Annotated in this window: 19 protein-coding genes; all 19 read right to left on the reverse strand. The window is 40.5% G+C overall.

Going from position 1 to position 17,745, the window contains the following annotated elements; all coding sequences use genetic code 11:
• Positions 1–2: 2 nt before the first annotated feature.
• The 19 genes from glmS to rpmH all read right to left on the reverse strand — a co-directional run bounded on the left by glmS (position 3) and on the right by rpmH (position 17,698).
• Positions 3–1,838, reverse strand: coding sequence for a glutamine--fructose-6-phosphate transaminase (isomerizing) (gene glmS / locus M9C83_08100; protein URQ66600.1), 1,836 nt, complete (start codon positions 1,836–1,838; stop codon positions 3–5).
• Positions 1,839–1,841: 3 nt separating this feature from the next.
• A complete protein-coding gene (glmU, locus tag M9C83_08105) occupies positions 1,842–3,188 on the reverse strand; it encodes a bifunctional UDP-N-acetylglucosamine diphosphorylase/glucosamine-1-phosphate N-acetyltransferase GlmU (protein URQ66601.1) in 1,347 nt (448 codons plus the stop codon).
• Positions 3,189–3,231: 43 nt separating this feature from the next.
• On the reverse strand, positions 3,232–3,645 hold the full coding sequence (locus tag M9C83_08110) for a F0F1 ATP synthase subunit epsilon (protein URQ66602.1): 414 nt from the start codon (positions 3,643–3,645) through the stop codon (positions 3,232–3,234).
• Between the two features lie 3 nt (positions 3,646–3,648).
• The gene (gene atpD, locus M9C83_08115) at positions 3,649–5,031 is read right to left on the reverse strand and encodes a F0F1 ATP synthase subunit beta (protein ID URQ66603.1); all 1,383 of its coding nucleotides are present in this window, start codon (positions 5,029–5,031) and stop codon (positions 3,649–3,651) included.
• Positions 5,032–5,045: 14 nt separating this feature from the next.
• A complete protein-coding gene (gene atpG, locus M9C83_08120) occupies positions 5,046–5,927 on the reverse strand; it encodes a F0F1 ATP synthase subunit gamma (protein ID URQ66604.1) in 882 nt (293 codons plus the stop codon).
• Positions 5,928–5,933: 6 nt separating this feature from the next.
• Positions 5,934–7,478 carry a F0F1 ATP synthase subunit alpha gene (atpA, locus tag M9C83_08125; protein ID URQ66605.1) on the reverse strand — a complete coding sequence of 515 codons (1,545 nt, stop codon included), beginning with the start codon at positions 7,476–7,478 and terminating at the stop codon, positions 5,934–5,936.
• Between the two features lie 5 nt (positions 7,479–7,483).
• Positions 7,484–7,996, reverse strand: coding sequence for a F0F1 ATP synthase subunit delta (locus tag M9C83_08130; GenBank protein ID URQ66606.1), 513 nt, complete (start codon positions 7,994–7,996; stop codon positions 7,484–7,486).
• Positions 7,997–7,998: 2 nt separating this feature from the next.
• Positions 7,999–8,469, reverse strand: coding sequence for a F0F1 ATP synthase subunit B (locus M9C83_08135; GenBank protein ID URQ66607.1), 471 nt, complete (start codon positions 8,467–8,469; stop codon positions 7,999–8,001).
• 22 nt (positions 8,470–8,491) lie between these two features.
• Positions 8,492–8,722, reverse strand: coding sequence for a F0F1 ATP synthase subunit C (atpE, locus tag M9C83_08140; protein ID URQ66608.1), 231 nt, complete (start codon positions 8,720–8,722; stop codon positions 8,492–8,494).
• A gap of 23 nt (positions 8,723–8,745) precedes the next feature.
• Positions 8,746–9,663, reverse strand: coding sequence for a F0F1 ATP synthase subunit A (gene atpB / locus M9C83_08145; protein URQ66609.1), 918 nt, complete (start codon positions 9,661–9,663; stop codon positions 8,746–8,748).
• A 69-nt stretch (positions 9,664–9,732) separates the two neighbouring features.
• On the reverse strand, positions 9,733–10,584 hold the full coding sequence (locus M9C83_08150; protein URQ66610.1) for a ParB/RepB/Spo0J family partition protein: 852 nt from the start codon (positions 10,582–10,584) through the stop codon (positions 9,733–9,735).
• Positions 10,565–11,359, reverse strand: coding sequence for a ParA family protein (locus M9C83_08155; GenBank protein URQ66611.1), 795 nt, complete (start codon positions 11,357–11,359; stop codon positions 10,565–10,567). Before M9C83_08155 ends, M9C83_08150 begins: the two co-directional genes overlap by 20 nt.
• Positions 11,352–11,936 carry a 16S rRNA (guanine(527)-N(7))-methyltransferase RsmG gene (gene rsmG, locus M9C83_08160; protein ID URQ66612.1) on the reverse strand — a complete coding sequence of 195 codons (585 nt, stop codon included), beginning with the start codon at positions 11,934–11,936 and terminating at the stop codon, positions 11,352–11,354. The genes M9C83_08155 and rsmG overlap by 8 nt, the downstream gene beginning before the upstream one ends.
• Positions 11,929–13,791: a tRNA uridine-5-carboxymethylaminomethyl(34) synthesis enzyme MnmG gene (mnmG, locus tag M9C83_08165; GenBank protein ID URQ66613.1), complete on the reverse strand. Its 1,863-nt coding sequence runs from the start codon at positions 13,789–13,791 to the stop codon at positions 11,929–11,931. The genes rsmG and mnmG overlap by 8 nt, the downstream gene beginning before the upstream one ends.
• A gap of 230 nt (positions 13,792–14,021) precedes the next feature.
• The gene (gene mnmE, locus M9C83_08170; protein URQ66614.1) at positions 14,022–15,338 is read right to left on the reverse strand and encodes a tRNA uridine-5-carboxymethylaminomethyl(34) synthesis GTPase MnmE; all 1,317 of its coding nucleotides are present in this window, start codon (positions 15,336–15,338) and stop codon (positions 14,022–14,024) included.
• Positions 15,339–15,353: 15 nt separating this feature from the next.
• On the reverse strand, positions 15,354–17,009 hold the full coding sequence (gene yidC / locus M9C83_08175; protein ID URQ66615.1) for a membrane protein insertase YidC: 1,656 nt from the start codon (positions 17,007–17,009) through the stop codon (positions 15,354–15,356).
• Positions 16,996–17,232 carry a membrane protein insertion efficiency factor YidD gene (yidD, locus tag M9C83_08180; GenBank protein URQ66616.1) on the reverse strand — a complete coding sequence of 79 codons (237 nt, stop codon included), beginning with the start codon at positions 17,230–17,232 and terminating at the stop codon, positions 16,996–16,998. Before yidD ends, yidC begins: the two co-directional genes overlap by 14 nt.
• Positions 17,225–17,563 carry a ribonuclease P protein component gene (rnpA, locus tag M9C83_08185; protein URQ66617.1) on the reverse strand — a complete coding sequence of 113 codons (339 nt, stop codon included), beginning with the start codon at positions 17,561–17,563 and terminating at the stop codon, positions 17,225–17,227. Before rnpA ends, yidD begins: the two co-directional genes overlap by 8 nt.
• Positions 17,564–17,698: a 50S ribosomal protein L34 gene (rpmH, locus tag M9C83_08190; protein URQ66618.1), complete on the reverse strand. Its 135-nt coding sequence runs from the start codon at positions 17,696–17,698 to the stop codon at positions 17,564–17,566.
• Between the last annotated feature and the right edge of the window lie 47 nt (positions 17,699–17,745).

Raw genomic sequence — 17,745 nt, forward strand, 5'->3', positions numbered from 1 at the left:
ACTTACTCCACCGTTACAGACTTAGCGAGGTTTCTCGGCTGATCAATGTCAGTGCCTTTAAGGATGGCAACATGATAAGCAAGTAACTGTAATGGTATCGAGTAAATTAGAGGAGCAATCAGCTCAGGGACTTCAGGCAGTTCAATAAACTTAGTTATGGATTCATCTTCCTGATGAGCTGCTGAGTGTCCAAATACATATAGCTTTCCTCCTCGCGCTCTAACTTCTTCTAGGTTTGATTGAAGTTTTGCAAGCAGATCATCATTAGGAGCAACTGCAACAACAGGCATTTCTGAATCGACAAGAGCCAATGGTCCATGTTTCAGTTCTCCGGCTGGATAGGCTTCCGCATGTATGTAGGAAATTTCTTTAAGTTTTAAGGCACCTTCCATAGCTACTGGATAATGAATACCCCTGCCTAAAAAGAGTGCATGTTCCTTTTGATCAAAATCCTCAGCCATCTCAATAATTTGATCTTCAAGCAACATGACTGAATCCAAAGAATCAGGAAGCGCTCTAAGTGCATTATTTATGGTATTTTCTGCAGCTGAGGATAGGCCATGGTGCCTCCCAAGGATAAGAGTTAACATTAACAAACCGACAAGCTGTGTTGTGAAAGCTTTTGTTGAAGCAACACCAATTTCAGGGCCTGCTTTTGTTAAAAATACTAAATCAGATTCTCTCGCTAAAGAGCTTGAAGGAACATTGCATATACCGAGGCGAGCTAAGTAGCCTGAATCTTTAGCGGCACTTAAACAAGCAAGCGTATCTGCTGTTTCCCCAGACTGAGAAATGGTTATAAACAGAGTATTGGGTGCCACTACTTTATTTCTATATCTAAATTCACTTGCCACTTCTACGCTGCAGGGCAGCCCGGCAAGACCTTCCAGCCAATATTTAGCTACTGTTCCAGCATGAAAGCTGGTTCCACAAGCCACTATCTGAACGGCCTCAACATTTTTAAAAATATCAGGTGCACTAGGCCCAAATATTTCTTCCTGAACACCTGAATCAGTCAATTGTCCTTCTAATAAGCCTTTAATTTTTGACGGCTGCTCATTAATCTCTTTAAGCATGAAGTGCCTATATTCGCCTTTATCAACCGTCTCTCCTAAAGACTTAGCAACTACAACCGGCCTTTCAACCTCTATATCATCTAGATCCCAGTAGCGAATTCCTTCAGAGGTGATTTCCGCAAGATCCCCCTCTTCAAGAAATACAAAATTCTCAGCAAAATCTGCCAAGGCAAGCTGATCTGAGGCTATGAAATTTTCACCATGGCCCATACCGATAACCAAAGGACTTCCTTTTCTGGCTGAAGCCAAAATACCTGGTTCACTCTCACAAACTGCTCCTATAGCGTAAGCCCCTCTTAGATCTTTCACAGCGGCCCTCAATGCCTCGATCAGAGATATTTTATTCTTGTTCATTTTTGCATGAATCAAATGCGCTATAACTTCTGTATCTGTCTCTGACTCAAAAACATAACCTAAAGCTTTTAGTGTGGTTCTAATTTCTTGATGATTCTCAATAATACCGTTGTGAATAACAAAAATATTATTATTTGAATGATGAGGGTGAGCATTTGTCTCTGTTGGCAGGCCATGGGTTGCCCATCTGGTGTGAGCAATACCTGTATTACCATTCACGGGATTTTCAGCAATAGAATTTTGCAACTCTGCCACCTTACCAGTGCTTTTAAATACCTTTATTTGTTCTGTTTCATCAAAGATAGCAAGGCCAGCTGAGTCATATCCTCTATATTCCTGTCGTAAAAGTCCTATCAGAAGCTTATCTACTGACGGTTTGCTAGAAGCTACTCCGATTATTCCACACATAATTTATTTCTTCCTATTCAAATTAACTTGTTTGCCTCTTGCAACAGCAAGTTTACCCTTAGGAACGTCCTTAGTTATAACTGATCCAGCTCCAGTGTAAGAGTTTTCTCCAAGAACTAAAGGCGCAACGAGTGAACTATTAGAGCCTATAAATGTTCCATCTGCAATTATGGTTTTATGTTTATTTTTTCCATCATAGTTACAGGTTATTGTCCCAGCACCTACGTTTACTTCAGTACCGAGTCTTGCGTCACCTAAATAAGTAAGGTGTTTGGCCTTAGAGTTTTTGCCAATATTACTCCTATTAGCCTCCACAAAATTACCAAGTTCAGCCCCTTCAGTTAGCTCACTACCTCCTCTGATTCTTGCAAAAGGACCAATCTTACAGTTTTTTCCAACTAAACTATCTTCTAATACGGTATTGGCATAAATGATGGTGTTATCTTTAATGCTAGAATTAGAAATGTAGCAATTAGGTCCTATATGAACATTTTTTCCAAAGACATTGTTGCCCACAAAAACATTATTGACATCCACAAAAGAGTTTTGTCCTATCTTGATATCCCCCCTTATGTCTATCCTTGAAGTGTCGGCAATAGTGACGCCGCTTTTAAGCAAATCTTCTGCTAATTTTTTCTGACAGGCTCTTTCAAGCTCGTGCAACTCCTTTTTGTCATTAGCGCCACCAACCTCATAGGGGTCGCATAAAGTAGCCACAACATCTACCGAATGATTGTTGGCAATTTCAACCAAATCAGTTAGATAATATTCTTTCGCTGCATTATTATTTTTGATTTTAGAAATAAATTGTTGAAGCAGCCTGGCTTTGATCGCTAAAATTCCAGAATTAACTTCTCTTATTTCTTTTTCCGCTGATGACGCATCCTTATGCTCTATAATCTTTTCGACATTTTTCTTAGAACTACGGATAATTCTGCCGTAACCTGTTGGGTCTTCCTTTGTAAAGGTCAATAACGAAAGTTTTCCTGTTGATGCTGATTTTATAAGCCTGTTTAGTGTATTCTTTTTTACTAAGGGAACGTCGCCGTAAAGAACTACAGCCACAGAATTCTTTCTAATATTAGGCAATGCTTTCTTAACGGCATGAGCTGTTCCCAGCTGATTGTTTTGTTTTACAAAGCAAAGCTTTTTTTTAGATACTAGATCTCTTTCAACCTCATTAGATTTGTAACCCACCACAATTGAAGTCTTAGAACTTGGAAATGAATCGACTGTATCGATTAGGTGCTGGATCATCGGTTTGCCTGCCAAACTTGCAAGCACCTTAGGAGAATCTCCTCCCATCCTTGTGCCTTTACCGGCAGCTAAAATTATAAAATCTATATTCATTGGAACAATGGCGCATTCGCCCCAAGTGGTTTATCTTATTTAACTACTTCTTACGCAGTTTCTGCAAGGCCTTTAACCTGGCAGCTGCCTCAGCTAGTTGAGCTGATGCCATGGAATAATCCATCTCTGATTTTTGATCTTCTAGTTCTCTTTCTGCTAATTCTTTTGCTCTTTCGGCAGCTGCTGAGTCAATATCATCAGCCCTCTCTGCAACATCTGTTAGAAGAGTTATCTCTCCAGGCTGGACTTCTAGGAATCCGCCTGAAGCAAAAAATATCTCTTCTTCACCACCTTCCAATACGAGCTTAACCGGACCGGGCTTAAGATTTGTAAGAAGCGGAGCATGTCTAGGAGTAATAGCAATTTCTCCAGCACCGCCTTCTGCACTCAATAGCTCAACCGGTCCAGAAAAAAGCTCTCCCTCTGGACTAACTATATTGCACTGGATAGTTGACATAGATTAAGCGGCTTCAGTTTTAGCTTTTTCTACAACCTCATCAATATTTCCGGTCATATAAAAAGCTTGCTCAGGTATATCGTCGTAATCTCCATTAACAATTCCTTTAAATCCTCTGATAGTTTCACTTAGTGGTACGTATTTACCTGGAGCATTGGTGAATACTTCTGCTACAAAGAAAGGTTGAGAAAGGAATCTCTCTATTTTCCTCGCCCGGGCAACGACTAATTTGTCATCTTCAGACAACTCGTCCATTCCTAGAATGGCAATGATGTCTTTTAATTCTTTATATCTATTCAGCTGTTGCTTTACAGCGTTGGCAACATCATAGTGCTCTTGACCTACGATTGCCGGCTCTAGCTGTCTACTGTTTGAATCCAAGGGGTCGACAGCAGGATAGATGCCTAAAGAAGCAATTTGCCGAGATAAAACCACATTCGCATCTAAGTGAGCGAATGTTGTAGCTGGTGAAGGGTCTGTTAAATCATCTGCAGGAACATAAACCGCTTGAACAGATGTGATTGATCCTGTTTTAGTGGATGCAATTCTTTCTTGAAGAACACCCATTTCTTCTGCAAGTGTAGGCTGATAACCAACTGCAGATGGCATTCTGCCTAATAAAGCTGAACATTCTGTTCCAGCCAAGGTGTATCGATAGATATTGTCTACGAATAAAAGAACATCACGCCCTTCATCTCTAAAGTTTTCAGCCATTGTAAGTCCAGAAAGAGCAACCCTTAATCTGTTTCCAGGAGGTTCATTCATCTGTCCGTAAACAAGGGCTACTTTGTCCAAAACACCACCTTCAATCATCTCGTGGTACATATCATTTCCTTCACGGGTTCTCTCTCCCACACCAGCGAAAACCGAATATCCACTATGCTCGTATGCAATATTTCTTATTAACTCTTGAATATTTACCGTTTTCCCCACTCCAGCACCACCAAATAAACCAACCTTTCCGCCCTTTGCAAAGGGACATATTAAGTCAATTACTTTGATGCCCGTCTCTAAAAGTTCAGTAGTCTCTGCCTGATCCTCATATGAAGGCGGATTTCTATGTATCGGCATTGCAGATTTTGCATCCACAGGGCCTTTTTCATCAATTGGTTCTCCCAGAACATTCATAATCCTTCCAAGTGTAGCTTCTCCAACAGGAACAGATATTGGATTTTCGGTATTGGTAACCGACACACCTCTTTTAAGCCCTTCTGAGGCACCCATTGCAATTGTTCTGACAACACCATCGCCCAACTGCTGCTGCACCTCCAGAACAAGTCCAGTTTCATCAACAGTTAATGCGTCGTAGATTTTGGGTAAGTTTTCCTTTGGAAACTCGACATCAATTACTGCTCCAATTATTTGTATTACTGTTCCATTACTCATATTTATTTCCAGTATTAAATTGCCTCCGCACCTGCAACTATCTCTGATATTTCCTGAGTAATTGCAGCCTGCCTGGCATTGTTATAAACAAGTTGCAGCTCCTCTATAAGAGACCCTGCGTTATCTGTTGCGCTTTTCATAGCAACCATCTTAGCAGCCTGTTCGCACGCTATATTTTCTATGACAGACTGATAAAGAAGAGACTCTATATATCTCTCCATTAAGCCGTCCAACAAAAGTCTTGAGTCATCGGGCTCGTAAATATAATCCCACCTGGGGACTTCTTTGTTAGAGCCCTCATCTTCTTCATCCTCTATCTTGCTTAGAGGTAGAAGTTGAGTTATTTCTGGCTCTTGGGTCATGGTGTTTACAAAGCTATTGCTAGCCAAATAGACCCTGTCTATTTCACCCTCAGAAAAGGCATCTAATAAAAGTTTCATAGAACCGACCAGCTGCTCAATCGAGGGATCATCCCCCAGCTTTTCTGTAGCAGAAATTACATTTCCTCCGAATGACCTAAAGAAAGATTGAGCTTTAGTTCCAATCAGAGAATATGAAATTTCCTTTCCAGAAGAGGCTTGTTCAGAAGCAAAGCGAGTTACATCTCTAAGTAGATTGGCATTGAGCCCACCACAGAGACCTTTGTCAGAGCTAACAACTATAATGGCGATCTTCTTTACTTCCCTCTCTTCCATGTACTTAGGCTTATACTCTGGTTGTCCTTTGGCAAGGTGACTAATCACACCCAGCATACGATCTCTATAAGGGCGGCCCTTAAGCATCTTGTCTTGAGTCTTTTTCATTTTGCTAACAGCGACCTTCTCCATTGCGCTGGTAATCTTTTGAGTATTACCTATGCTGGCGATCTGTACTTTTATTTCTTTACTGTTAGCCATTTATGCCTACCAAGTTTGTGTTTCCATGAAATTGTCTAAGGCTTCTTTGAAGGCATTTTGGATATCGTCTCCGTATTCTCCGGTCTCTGACACCTTATCCATCAGATCTTTATGCTCGGAATTCATATAGGCTATCAAGCTCTTTTCAAAGTCTTTGATTTTTTCAACCTCAACCTGCCTTAGATACCCTTCATTAGCCGTGTAAAGCATAAGGCCCATTTCAGCTACAGACATTGGCGAAAACTGATCTTGTTTCGTCAGTTCTGTAACCCTCACACCATGCTCTAATTGCTCTTTGGATGCCTCGTCAAGATCTGAAGCAAATTGGGCAAAAGCCTCTAACTCTCTATATTGAGCGAGGGCTGTTTTAATTCCTCCACCGAGCTTTTTAATTATTGGAACCTGCGCAGCACCACCTACCCTTGAAACTGAAATACCAGGGTCCATGGCTGGCTTTAATCCTGAACTAAATAAAGACGACTCGAGGAAAATTTGTCCATCGGTTATAGAAATTACGTTTGTAGGAACAAACGCTGAAACGTCTCCAGCCTGAGTTTCGATAATTGGAAGAGCAGTCAACGAACCTGTTTTTCCCTTCACCTCACCATTTGTGTAGTTTTCGACATATTCTTCATTCACCCTTGCAGCCCTTTCTAGTAATCTTGAGTGAAGGTAGAAAACGTCACCAGGATAAGCTTCCCTTCCGGGCGGTCTTCTTAACAGAAGAGACATCTGTCTATATGCAACGGCTTGTTTAGAAAGGTCATCGTAGATAATTAGAGCATCCTCCCCCCTGTCTCTGAAATACTCGCCCATGGAGCAAGCTGCAAAAGGGGCAATATATTGCATTGGTGCTGGGTCAGCCGCCGCAGCCACTACAACAATTGTGTTTTCCATTGCACCATACTGCTCAAGAGTTCTAACAACTTGAGCAATTGAAGATTGCTTTTGACCTATTGCTACATATATACACTTAACGCCAGTGTCTTTTTGATTGATTATTGCATCTATGGCGATAGCAGTTTTACCGGTCTGTCTGTCTCCAATGATCAATTCACGCTGACCCCTTCCAATAGGAACCATGCTGTCAACGGCCTTTATGCCTAGTTGCACCGGTTGATCTACAGACTTTCTTGAAATAACTCCGGGAGCGACTTTCTCTACTGGGGCGGTTTGATCTGTTTGCACTTCGCCTTTACCGTCAATTGGGTTGCCTAATGCGTCAACAACCCTGCCCATAAGAGCCTCTCCAACGGGGACCTCTAAAATTCTTCCAGTACACTTAGCAGAGCCGCCTTCTGCCAATAACTTGTAATCTCCTAAGATAACAGCCCCAACAGAGTCAACTTCTAAATTAAGCGCCATTCCCATGACCCCATGTTCAAACTCTATAAGCTCACCATTCATGACTTCGCCAAGGCCGTGTATTCTCGCAATGCCGTCTGCAAGGAAAACGATTGTGCCTTCATTGCTAGGAGTGGAGGCGGTATCAAGGGCATCAATTTTCTGTTTGATGACCTGACTAATTTCTGATGGGTTTAATTCTTCCATTTTTTTTATTTGATTTGATTTCTTAATTTTTCAAGCTTTCCTTTAACGCTGTAATCTGTAACTTCGTCACCGCATTTGATAGAAAAACCACCTATTAAACTTTTGTCTATTACTTGTTCCACTGTTAATGAATCTCCATATTTTCCTTTTAGAGAGTCTGTAACTTTTTTTAATTGCTCGTCTGTTAACTCAAAAGCAGACGTAATGAAAACCTCGCTAGAGCCTTTTGTTCCCGATAACAACTTTCTGTATTCTTTGGAGATGTGCGGAAGAAGTGAAATTCTTTTTGACTCACCTAACACTTTAATGAAGTTGCTGGTTTTGCTTTCAATTTGGCCTTCAAATAAAGAGAGGAACATTTCAGCCTTTTCCTTATAAGCAAGCTTGGGAGAATCTATCAACTGTTGTACTTCAGGTGTCTCTAAAGCAAGCTCAAGCTGACCAAGATCCTTTTCCCATCCTTCAGAATGGTCATAGATCGCTTGGGCGTATGGTCTTGCTAAGGTCTCGAAATTCAAAGTTATAACTCCTGAGCTATTTGATCGATAATTTGTGAGTTTTTATCTTTATCAATCTCTGAGCCTAGTATTTTTTCAGCCCCTGCAATTGAAAGAGCCGCTACTTCAGACCTTAATTCTTCCTTGGTTCTTTTTGCGGCTTGATCTAGGTCGCTTTGAGCAGAGACTTTTATCCTTTCAGCTTCTTCCTGTGCAGTAGATTTTGCATCCTCCACCAGCTGATTTGCTCGAGCATTAGCCTGATTGACTAAATCAGCAGCCTCTTTCTTGGCCTCTTCTAAAATTTCAGCTTTTTTTTGATGAGCTTCATCAAGCTCTCTCTTTCCTCGGCTTGCAGCTTCTAAACCATCAGATATTTCTTTTTCTCTCTCTTCAAGAGCTTCAAGAATATAAGGCCAGACATATTGCATGGTAAACCACACAAAAAATACAAAGGCTAAAAGCTGTCCGAATAATGTGGCGTTAAAATTCATTTACAAAACTCCGGGCTTATTTTTAAGTGAATAAGAATAAAAGACCGATCGCAAGCGAGACGATGGGTATCGCATCTACTAGACCCATACCAATTAACAGCTGTGTAAAAAGGTAGGGTTGAAGTTCAGGCTGTCTTGCGATTCCTTCCAAATATTTTGCAGTAATTAGACCAACACCGATTCCGACACCGATAGCGCCCCCTCCTGTTAGTAGGGCTCCTGCGACCCTTCTTATAGCTTCTGCTTCTTCCATTTTATTCTCCTTAGATAAAAAAATTAATGATGCTCGTGTGCCTGTTGTAGGTATACGAGGGTTAAAACCATAAATAAAAATGCTTGCAATATAACAACCAAAATATGAAATACCGCCCAGATGAAATTGAGCGCTAGCCCTGCGACACCCGCAAGGACTCCTGTGATTGAACTAAAGAAACCACCAAAAAATAATGCTATTAATATAAAGATCATTTCTCCGGCAAAAAGGTTTCCGTATAACCTTAAGCCCAAGGCTAGTTGCTTCGCATAAAATCCAGGTATTTCGAATATAACATTTATCGGTGCCATCCACTTACCATAGGGCTGGAAAGTCAGCTCAGCCAAGAAGCCACCGAGCCCTTTGTTTTTTATACTGTAATAATGAATCAAGATTAGGACGCCCAGCGCCATGCCCATCGGTGCGTTGATATCTGCTACAGGCAAAACCTTGAAGTAATGAATTGCTCCGCCCTCAGCATTAGGCGCGGTGAACCCGTTTGCTATCCATGGAACGAGGTCAATCGGAATCAGGTCCATTAGGTTCATTAAAAAAACCCAAACAAAGATAGTCAACGCAAGAGGTCCCATTAGGGGATTTTTGTCGGCAGTAAAATTATCTTGAACTTGGTCCCTTACTAAAGTAACCAGGTATTCCACGGCATTTTGAATTGGGCCTGGTTTTGAAGAGCTGGCGTTTTTCGCGACTCTTCTCATAAAAAATATCATTCCCATGCCCAAGAGAAATGACATAAACAAAGTGTCTACCTGAAAGGCCCAAAAACCCATTTCGCTGATGTTGCAACTTGCCTCTGTGCCTGCAACCTGGCTTTTTCCATGAACTTCGGCAAAGCTCCATGTTCCATCAGGACATTTACCATACGTTAAGTTGGTAAGGTGGTGTTCTATATAATCTGTTGAGTTAAGTTCTTTACTAGCCATCGGGATTTCATTAGGCGCCGCAATTATAGTTACGGAAGGGCTTTAGTGAAAGAAGAATTTGTTACTTTTTTAAGATTTAAATTTATCTAACACACCTTCTAGAGTATCAAGATTTTTGTAGCTTACTATTATTTTACCAGAGCCCTTCTTGCTGTGTTTTATTTCTACAGGCGAGCCAAGTGTTTCAGATAGCTCTTTTTCAAGCGACACAATATTGGGGTCTCGTTGGGGTTTTGATTTGGCGCTCTTTTTTTTATTGCCAGACAGGCCTCCAACAATGGCTTCACACTCTCTTACTGAAAGTGATTCTGATACTACTCTCTTTGCACATTGAAGTTGAGCGTCTTCAGTTAGTGTTAAAAGTGCTCTAGCATGGCCCATTTCAATTTTTCCCTCTTCTAATAAAGATTGGACTTCGGGACTAAGCGATAAAAGCCTCAAGAGGTTGGTTACAGTTGAACGAGATTTTCCTACTGCGACCCCAAGCTCTTCTTGTGAGAGATTAAACTCTCCTTGAAGCCTCAAAAGGCCCTTAGCCTGATCAAGGGCGTTAAGATCCTCCCTTTGAAGATTTTCTATTAGAGCAATTTTGGCAGTTTCATCGTTATTAAGATCTCTTATGATGGCTGGAACGGAACTAATACCAGCGAGTTGAGCTGCCCTCCACCTTCTCTCACCGACAACTATCTCAAACCTTCCCGAGGCCAACCTCCTTACAACCAGCGGCTGAAGAATGCCTTGTTCTTTTATGCTCCGAGACAGCTCCTCAAGAGTAGATTTATGCATTTTTGTTCTGGGTTGATACTGCCCAGGGGCAAGATTGTCTAAGGGAATCTGGGTAACCGAAACCCCGTCTGACTTGGGTCTCTCTCCCAAAAGAGAGTCTAGTCCAGTGCCTAAACTAGATTTGTCTTTGTTCATAGGCGTTATCGCTATACTGTTCTTCCGTCTTACCAATCAATTCTCCGGCCAATGCAAGATAAGCTAAAGAGCCTTTAGCGTTAGGCTCATAAGACAGAACGGACTTACCAAAACTAGGGGCTTCTGCTAATTTTATATTTCTAGGAATGACTGTTGAGTAAAGTTGGCTAGAAAAATGTTTTTGTAGCTCTCCTGTTACCTGTTGACCGAGCTTGTTACGAGGGTCAAACATGGTCCTTACAACAGCTTTTAATTGAAGATCATGGCCTGTGCTATCATTGAGTTGTCCTACAGTCTCTAAAAGTCCGGCCAGGCCTTCAAGGGCAAAATATTCACACTGCATCGGAACCAATAAATCTTTGGCAGCTCTTAACCCGTTAAGTGTTAATAAATTTAAAGAAGGCGGGCAGTCGATTATTATGTAGTCATACTTATCATTAATGTCGGCTAGGTAATTTAATAGAGCTCTTTCTTGGTCTCCACCCCCTCTTAAGAATGATTCCGCAGCAATTAGTTCTGGGCCAGATGGCATAATATCGTAACCTAACTCTGTTCCAAAAATCACCTCACCTTGTGTTCCCATTAAAGCTACCGCAGAACCTTTGGTTTGATCACACTTTTTTATACCAGATCCGGTAGTGGCATTTGCCTGTGGATCAAGATCAACTAAGAGGACGGCTCTTTTCATTGCGCTCAGAGAGGCCGATAAATTTACGGCAGTGGTTGTCTTGCCAACGCCTCCTTTCTGGTTTGCTATAACTAATGTATTAACCATTGTTTTGTTCTGCTTCTATTGTAACCAAGATACGCGTCTTGTCTTTCGCTTTTGAAGGAAATTTATCAATTTTTTTTAAAAGGTAACCTTGTGGTATTTTTTCTTCACCAAACTGCTCTTGGGTCTTCATGAGCTTGAGCTCTACTCCTCTTTTTTGGAGTAAAGGGGCTGTTAAGCTAATTATAAATTCTGCAGAGCCTACTGCCCTACAGACTATGTCAAATGATTCAGGAAAGGTTTTTCTTTCTACTTTTTCGATCCTTTGATTTATGACATTAGTATTATCTAGTCCCAAGCGAGAAATGGTGCTTAATAAAAACGATGATTTTTTGGTGTTGCTTTCTATTAAATAGAAGTCCTTGTCTGGATTGGTAATTGCGAGAGGTATGCCTGGAAACCCGCCCCCACTACCCAAATCAACTATGTTTTTGTTTAACGAAGAGGAAATTATCAAAGAATCTGCTATGTGAGACTCGATGTTAAGAGCTTGTTTTTTGGATATTAAGTTGTGGGTTTTGTTCCATGCAATCAAATGAGCTTTATATTCTGCCAGCTGATTGGTTTGATCTTTACCCAACGGCCTGTCTTTCCTTTTTCAAGTAGATCATCAATAAAGAGATTGCTGCCGGAGTAACTCCGGGCAGTCTTGAGGCTCGGGCCAAACTTCCCGGCTTTGCTTCGGATAATTTTTGCTTTGCCTCGTTAGAAAGTCCAACAACTTTCTCGTAGTCTATGTGTTTTGGAATTGGTGTATTTTCATTTCGTTGGAGTCTCTCTATGTCAATTTTTTGTCTCTTTATGTAGCCCTCGTATTTAACAGAAGCTTCTATTTCATCAATAGCATTTGGGGCAAGTGTGATTTCCCCTTGTGGAAGGTGTGAATGAAGAACTTTGGGACGTTTTAACATTTCGAAAAGGCTAATATTGCTTGAAATGCTCTCACCTGTTTGTTTTTTTATTTTTTTAGCTTCGGGCGTGTTTGGTTTAAGTTTGTCTTTTTTTAATCTCAAAATTTCCTTGGTTGTTGCGTCTCTTTTTTCTTGATATTTTTGCCATAATAAGTCGGATACTATTCCTAGTTTTCTGCCCTTTTCTGTTAAGCGCATGTCTGCATTATCTTCTCTAAGTATCAGTCTATATTCCGCCCTGCTTGTAAACATTCTATAAGGCTCTTTTGTACCAAGACTTACCAGATCATCTATCAAAACCCCTATATAAGCTTCGTCTCTCTGAAGTTCGAATGCCTCTTGATTGGTTGCTCGAAGCGATGCGTTTATTCCTGCCATTATACCTTGAGCTGCTGCTTCTTCGTATCCTGTGGTTCCATTAATTTGACCTGCAAAAAATAAACCTGAAATTGCCTTTGTTTCTAATGAGTGTTTTAATCCTGTGGGATCAAAGAAATCATACTCTATTGCATACCCGGGTCTCACTATTTTTGCGTTTTCAAAGCCTTTAATTGATTTTATAAGCTCTTTTTGAGCACCAAAAGGTAAGCTTGTTGAAATACCGTTTGGATAAATAAGATCTGAATTGAGCCCTTCCGGCTCAGCGAATATCTGATGAGAGTCTCTTTCAGAAAATCTCATAACTTTATCTTCAATCGAGGGACAATACCTTGGTCCTATACCCTCGATCAGGCCCGAATACATGGGTGATTCGTCAAGGTGATTTAATATTACTTGGTGTGTTTTTGGGTTGGTGCGTGTCATGTAGCAATTTAGCTGCTCAGGTCTTTCGCTTGCTTGAGAAGTATAAGAAAGAAGTGGTGTTGGAGTATCTCCTGGTTGTGGTGAAAGAAGAGACCAATCTATGGAGTGCTTATTAAGTCTGGGAGGTGTTCCTGTTTTCAATCTACCTACTTTTAAATTGAGACCTCTAAGTTTTTGAGCCAGTTTATCGCTAGAAGGATCTCCGATTCGTCCGCCCGAAGATTGCTCCAGACCAGTATGCATTACACCTCCAAGAAAAGTTCCTGTTGTTAAAATTACTGAATTGGAAGATATTTTTTCCCCTCTCTCGGTTAATACTGACAGAATGGTTGAGTTCTTAATATCCAGGTCGACAACCGAGCCTTCTATAATTGTAAGGTTGGGAGATGAAGACAGAAATTTTTGTATTGCAGCCCTGTAAAGCTCTCTATCGGTTTGCACTCTAGTAGCCCTTACGGCCTGCCCTTTTGTGGAATTAAGGACTCGGTAGTGTATTCCTGCCTTGTCAGTAGCTTTAGCCATCAAACCACCCAGGGCATCAACCTCCTTTGCCAGGTGACTTTTGCCAATCCCACCAATTGCTGGATTGCACGACATCTCACCTATCTTTGATTTATCATGGGTAATAAGCAAAGTTTTTACACCGAACCTCGAGCATACTTCTGCCGCTTCAACTCCAGCGTGTCCCCCGCCTATGACTATGACATCGTATTTATCCACAGTTAAAAAAAATAAATTAATCTTATTAGGAATTTATATCTTATCTTACTTTGTTATTATTGGGGACCTTAATGCTTGTGGAAAACTGGCACGACCCTTGCATTTTGTTGATATTCCTCTGACACAAAAGCTGTTTAAAACCAAAATATATCTTCTTTATTGATCTGTATATTCAGTAAACAAAAAAAATAGACACAAAATATAAATATTTTTCAACAGCGTTTGAACAGTTATTTACCTATACAAAAATCCGAAAAAATTTCACCCAGAAGATCGTCCGAACCCATAGGTCTTAAGATGTCACCAAGGGCAGAATGAGCAGACCTCAAGCTTTCTGCAACCAACTCTAACACCTGTCCTTCACTCAAAGAAGTTATGGCCTCTTCTAAAAAAAGGCCCCCAGTTCGTAAAGAAATTTCATGTCTTTGTCTGGACAAAAATACAGTTTCTTCTCCCTCGTCTATTCCTAACATTGCAATTAATGCTTTGAGTAATTCCTCAACCCCCTTACCAGTAGTACACGATAAGTAGAAAGTGTTGTCTTTATTGGAGAACTTACCTTCAAGCAAGTCAGACTTATTCATCACAGTCAAAAAATCACCCAAGCCCACATCAAACACTTGAACGGCTGTTGCATCTTGCACTAAGAGGCTTAAGTTTGACTTTTTAATAGCTTCTTTTGATCTCTGTATACCCTCTTCTTCAATAGGCCCCTCTGGATCACTCCTAACCCCAGCTGTATCAACAAATTCTATGAGCGTTCCCCCGATATTCACAGATGTTTTTACCAGGTCGCGCGTAGTTCCAGGAACCTCAGAAGTAATTGCCAGGTCTTCCCGAGCTAAGAGGTTTAATAAAGATGATTTACCGGCGTTTGGAGGTCCCACAATAGCAACTGAATATCCATCTCTTAGTTTTACCCCTTCTTTTACACGAGAAAGCAATTCACTTATCTCGGCGTGAAAGCTCTGGAGCGCCTCTTTGATAGACTCAAGAGAAGAGACATCAATCTCCTCTTCTGGAAAATCTATATTTGCCTCAACAACCACCCTTGCTTTAACAATACCATCAAGCAATAAGTTTATTTGTTTAGAAAACTCCCCAGAAAGCGACGAGTTAGCTGCTACAACAGCCGCTTCGCTTTGAGCATTTATTAAATCAGCCACAGACTCAGCCTGAACCAGATCAATTTTTTCATTTAGAAATGCAGTTTTTGTAAATTCTCCAGGCTCAGCGACTGCCGCACCAAGATCAACAGCCTCCTCTATCACCAAATTCACTATGGTTGGATTTCCATGACAATGAAACTCAACCACGTCGTCTCCAGTGTAAGAGTTAGGAGATTTAAAAAAAACAACCATGCCATCATCTATTTTTGATCCGCCACGTGACTTTATAGAGCAACGCTTAAAGCGTCGGGTTTCTGCGAGTTCCCCGCACATAGTTTCGGCTATGTTCTTAGAAAGTTTTCCAGACATCCTAATTATTGAAATACCTCCCCTTCCCGGAACAGTCGCAGGAGCAATAATGGTTCTGTTTTTATTCAAGGCTGATAGAGCTCATCAGCCAGAGCCAACAGACCCAGTTCCATACTTGGTACCTCTCGAATACCACCACTGTTGAAATATTTGAATAACCATATTTACCAGCCAATACAAAACCAAGCCGGACGGGAACCATGCAAAAATGACAGCAAAAATAAGAGGAAAGAACTTCATCATCTGGGCCTGCATTGGGTCCGCATTGGGTGGAGTGGGTGTAAGTTTTTGAGAAAGGTACATGCCAGCCCCATTAAGAATAGGAAGAATAAAGTAAGGATCCATGGCCGATAAGTCATCTATCCACAAAAAGAACGGAGAATGTCTTAATTCAACAGTTTCGAGCAAAACCCAATAGAAAGCCAAGAAAAAAGGCATTTGCGCTAACATAGGTAAGCATCCTCCCAGCGGATTTACTCCCTCTTTTTTATACACTTCCATTAATTCTTGGCTCATTGCCTGCCTGTTGTCACCGTGTTTCTCTTGTAGAAGCTGCATTTTGGGCGCTAATTCTCTCATCTTACCCATTGAAACATATGCTTTTGCCGAAAGAGGCCAGGTCAAAAGCTTCAAGACAACAGTTAGGAAGATAATTGCCAATCCCCAGTTACTAAAAAGACTGTATCCGAGGTCTAAAAACCAATACATCGGCTTACCTAACCACCATAAAAATCCGTAATCTACGGTTAGGTCGAGGTTTTCTTCAATTTCAACAAGTTGTTTGGGTAGTTTAGGGCCTACATAAAGAGTGTTCTTTGTAGATACAGTCTCGCCATAGGAAAGAATAGAATCTCTGGAGGTGTAACCTAAAGAGTACCTTCCAGAATTTTCTCCATATCTACCTTGATAAAGATACTCTTCATTTTGATCTGGAATCCATGCAGACAAAAAGTAATGTTGTATCAATGCAACCCAACCACCTAGGGATTTGTTCTGATATGAAGAATTCCTTATGTCATCAAAATCATATTTTTCATATGTATCTTTCGTTGATGAAAAAACAGGACCAAGATAGGTATACATCAAACCACCTTCTTCTACTGGCGAGCCATCTCTTTCAATAACCACATAAGGTGTCATTGAAATATCTTCACCTAAAACTGAGCTCACTGTGTCCTCAACTTTTAGAGAATAACCTGTATTTTCAATTTCTATTTTTCTAGAAAAATTTAACCCCCCTGATGTACCTTCAAGAATATAAACTTTTGAACCTGTCTCAACTGACTGCTCAGTTATTTTTTCAAATTGTGGATCTAAATATCCTTGAGCTCGGGTGTAAAAACCACTATTAGCGAAATATACATTTTCTTTTCCAGAGTTGGCATCATAGGTTTTTCCAAATATATTGAACCTCTCTTCAGAGCCCTTCTCTTCCGATATGTTTTTTAAACTCGAAACTTCAAACCTTCCCGTTCTTGATTCAATTAATAAAGATAAGTCATCATTTTGTATTTCAAAATAATTAAGCTTTTGAGGATCAACTTCGCCCAATCCTTGATTTGGCTGTGAGAGGGGGGCAAGGGGCTCTGAAAGTGAGCGTTCACTATCAGAAAAGGTATTGACTTCTAGCTGTTCTTGAGAAGAACCATCATAGATATAATTATCTGTGGGCCACTGCAAAAGAAGATAATAAAAGGTAAGGCCGATTCCTATTATCAAGGATGTTTTAATCACGTCCATGCTTTGATTCTCCAGGTACATTATCTATTCCACTACCGCCCCAAGGATTGCATCTAATGATTCTTTTTACTGCCATGATAGAGCCCCGATAAGTCCCATGAACTTTTAAAGCTTCTAGCGCATACTGAGAGCAGGTAGGATAGAACCTACAGCTTTGACCTAACATTGGGCTCAAATACTTTTGGTAAAATTTTATAATCCTTATAAGTGTTTTGTTAATCATTATTGATCGTAAACTTTCTCCAGATCTTATCTAAATCTTTTTTAAGTTCCTCTTCTTTTCCTTTTAAATTTTTTTTTACATACACAACAAAATCTTTATGAGGCAATTCTAAAACCTTTGCAAGAAAACTTCCTTTTATTTTTCTCTTTATATTATTTCTGTCTACAGCAAGCTTATTGTCCTTCTTTTTAATTGCCACCCCTATTCTTGAAAAACCCAAGGAATTATCTTTAGAAAGAATCAATATGTTTTTGGTGGAATGTTTTTGATCAGGATTATCGAAAATATCACTAAAGCCTTCTTTAGATGATATGGAGCGCTTAGGGCTCATTTAGACAGTGAGGGAAAGCCTCCCCTTTTTCCTTCTATTGCTTAGCACCTTTTTACCTCCAAGTGTTGAGTTTCTCGAACGGAAACCATGAGTTCTGGCTCGTTTGATTTTACTCGGTTGATATGTTCTTTTCATAGTGCTTAAAAGTAATAGGGCTGAGAATGATAGAGTTTTTGTTGTTC

It is taken from the genome of SAR86 cluster bacterium (genome assembly GCA_023703575.1).
In the GTDB taxonomy this organism is placed as follows: Bacteria; Pseudomonadota; Gammaproteobacteria; order Magnimaribacterales; family Magnimaribacteraceae; genus Magnimaribacter.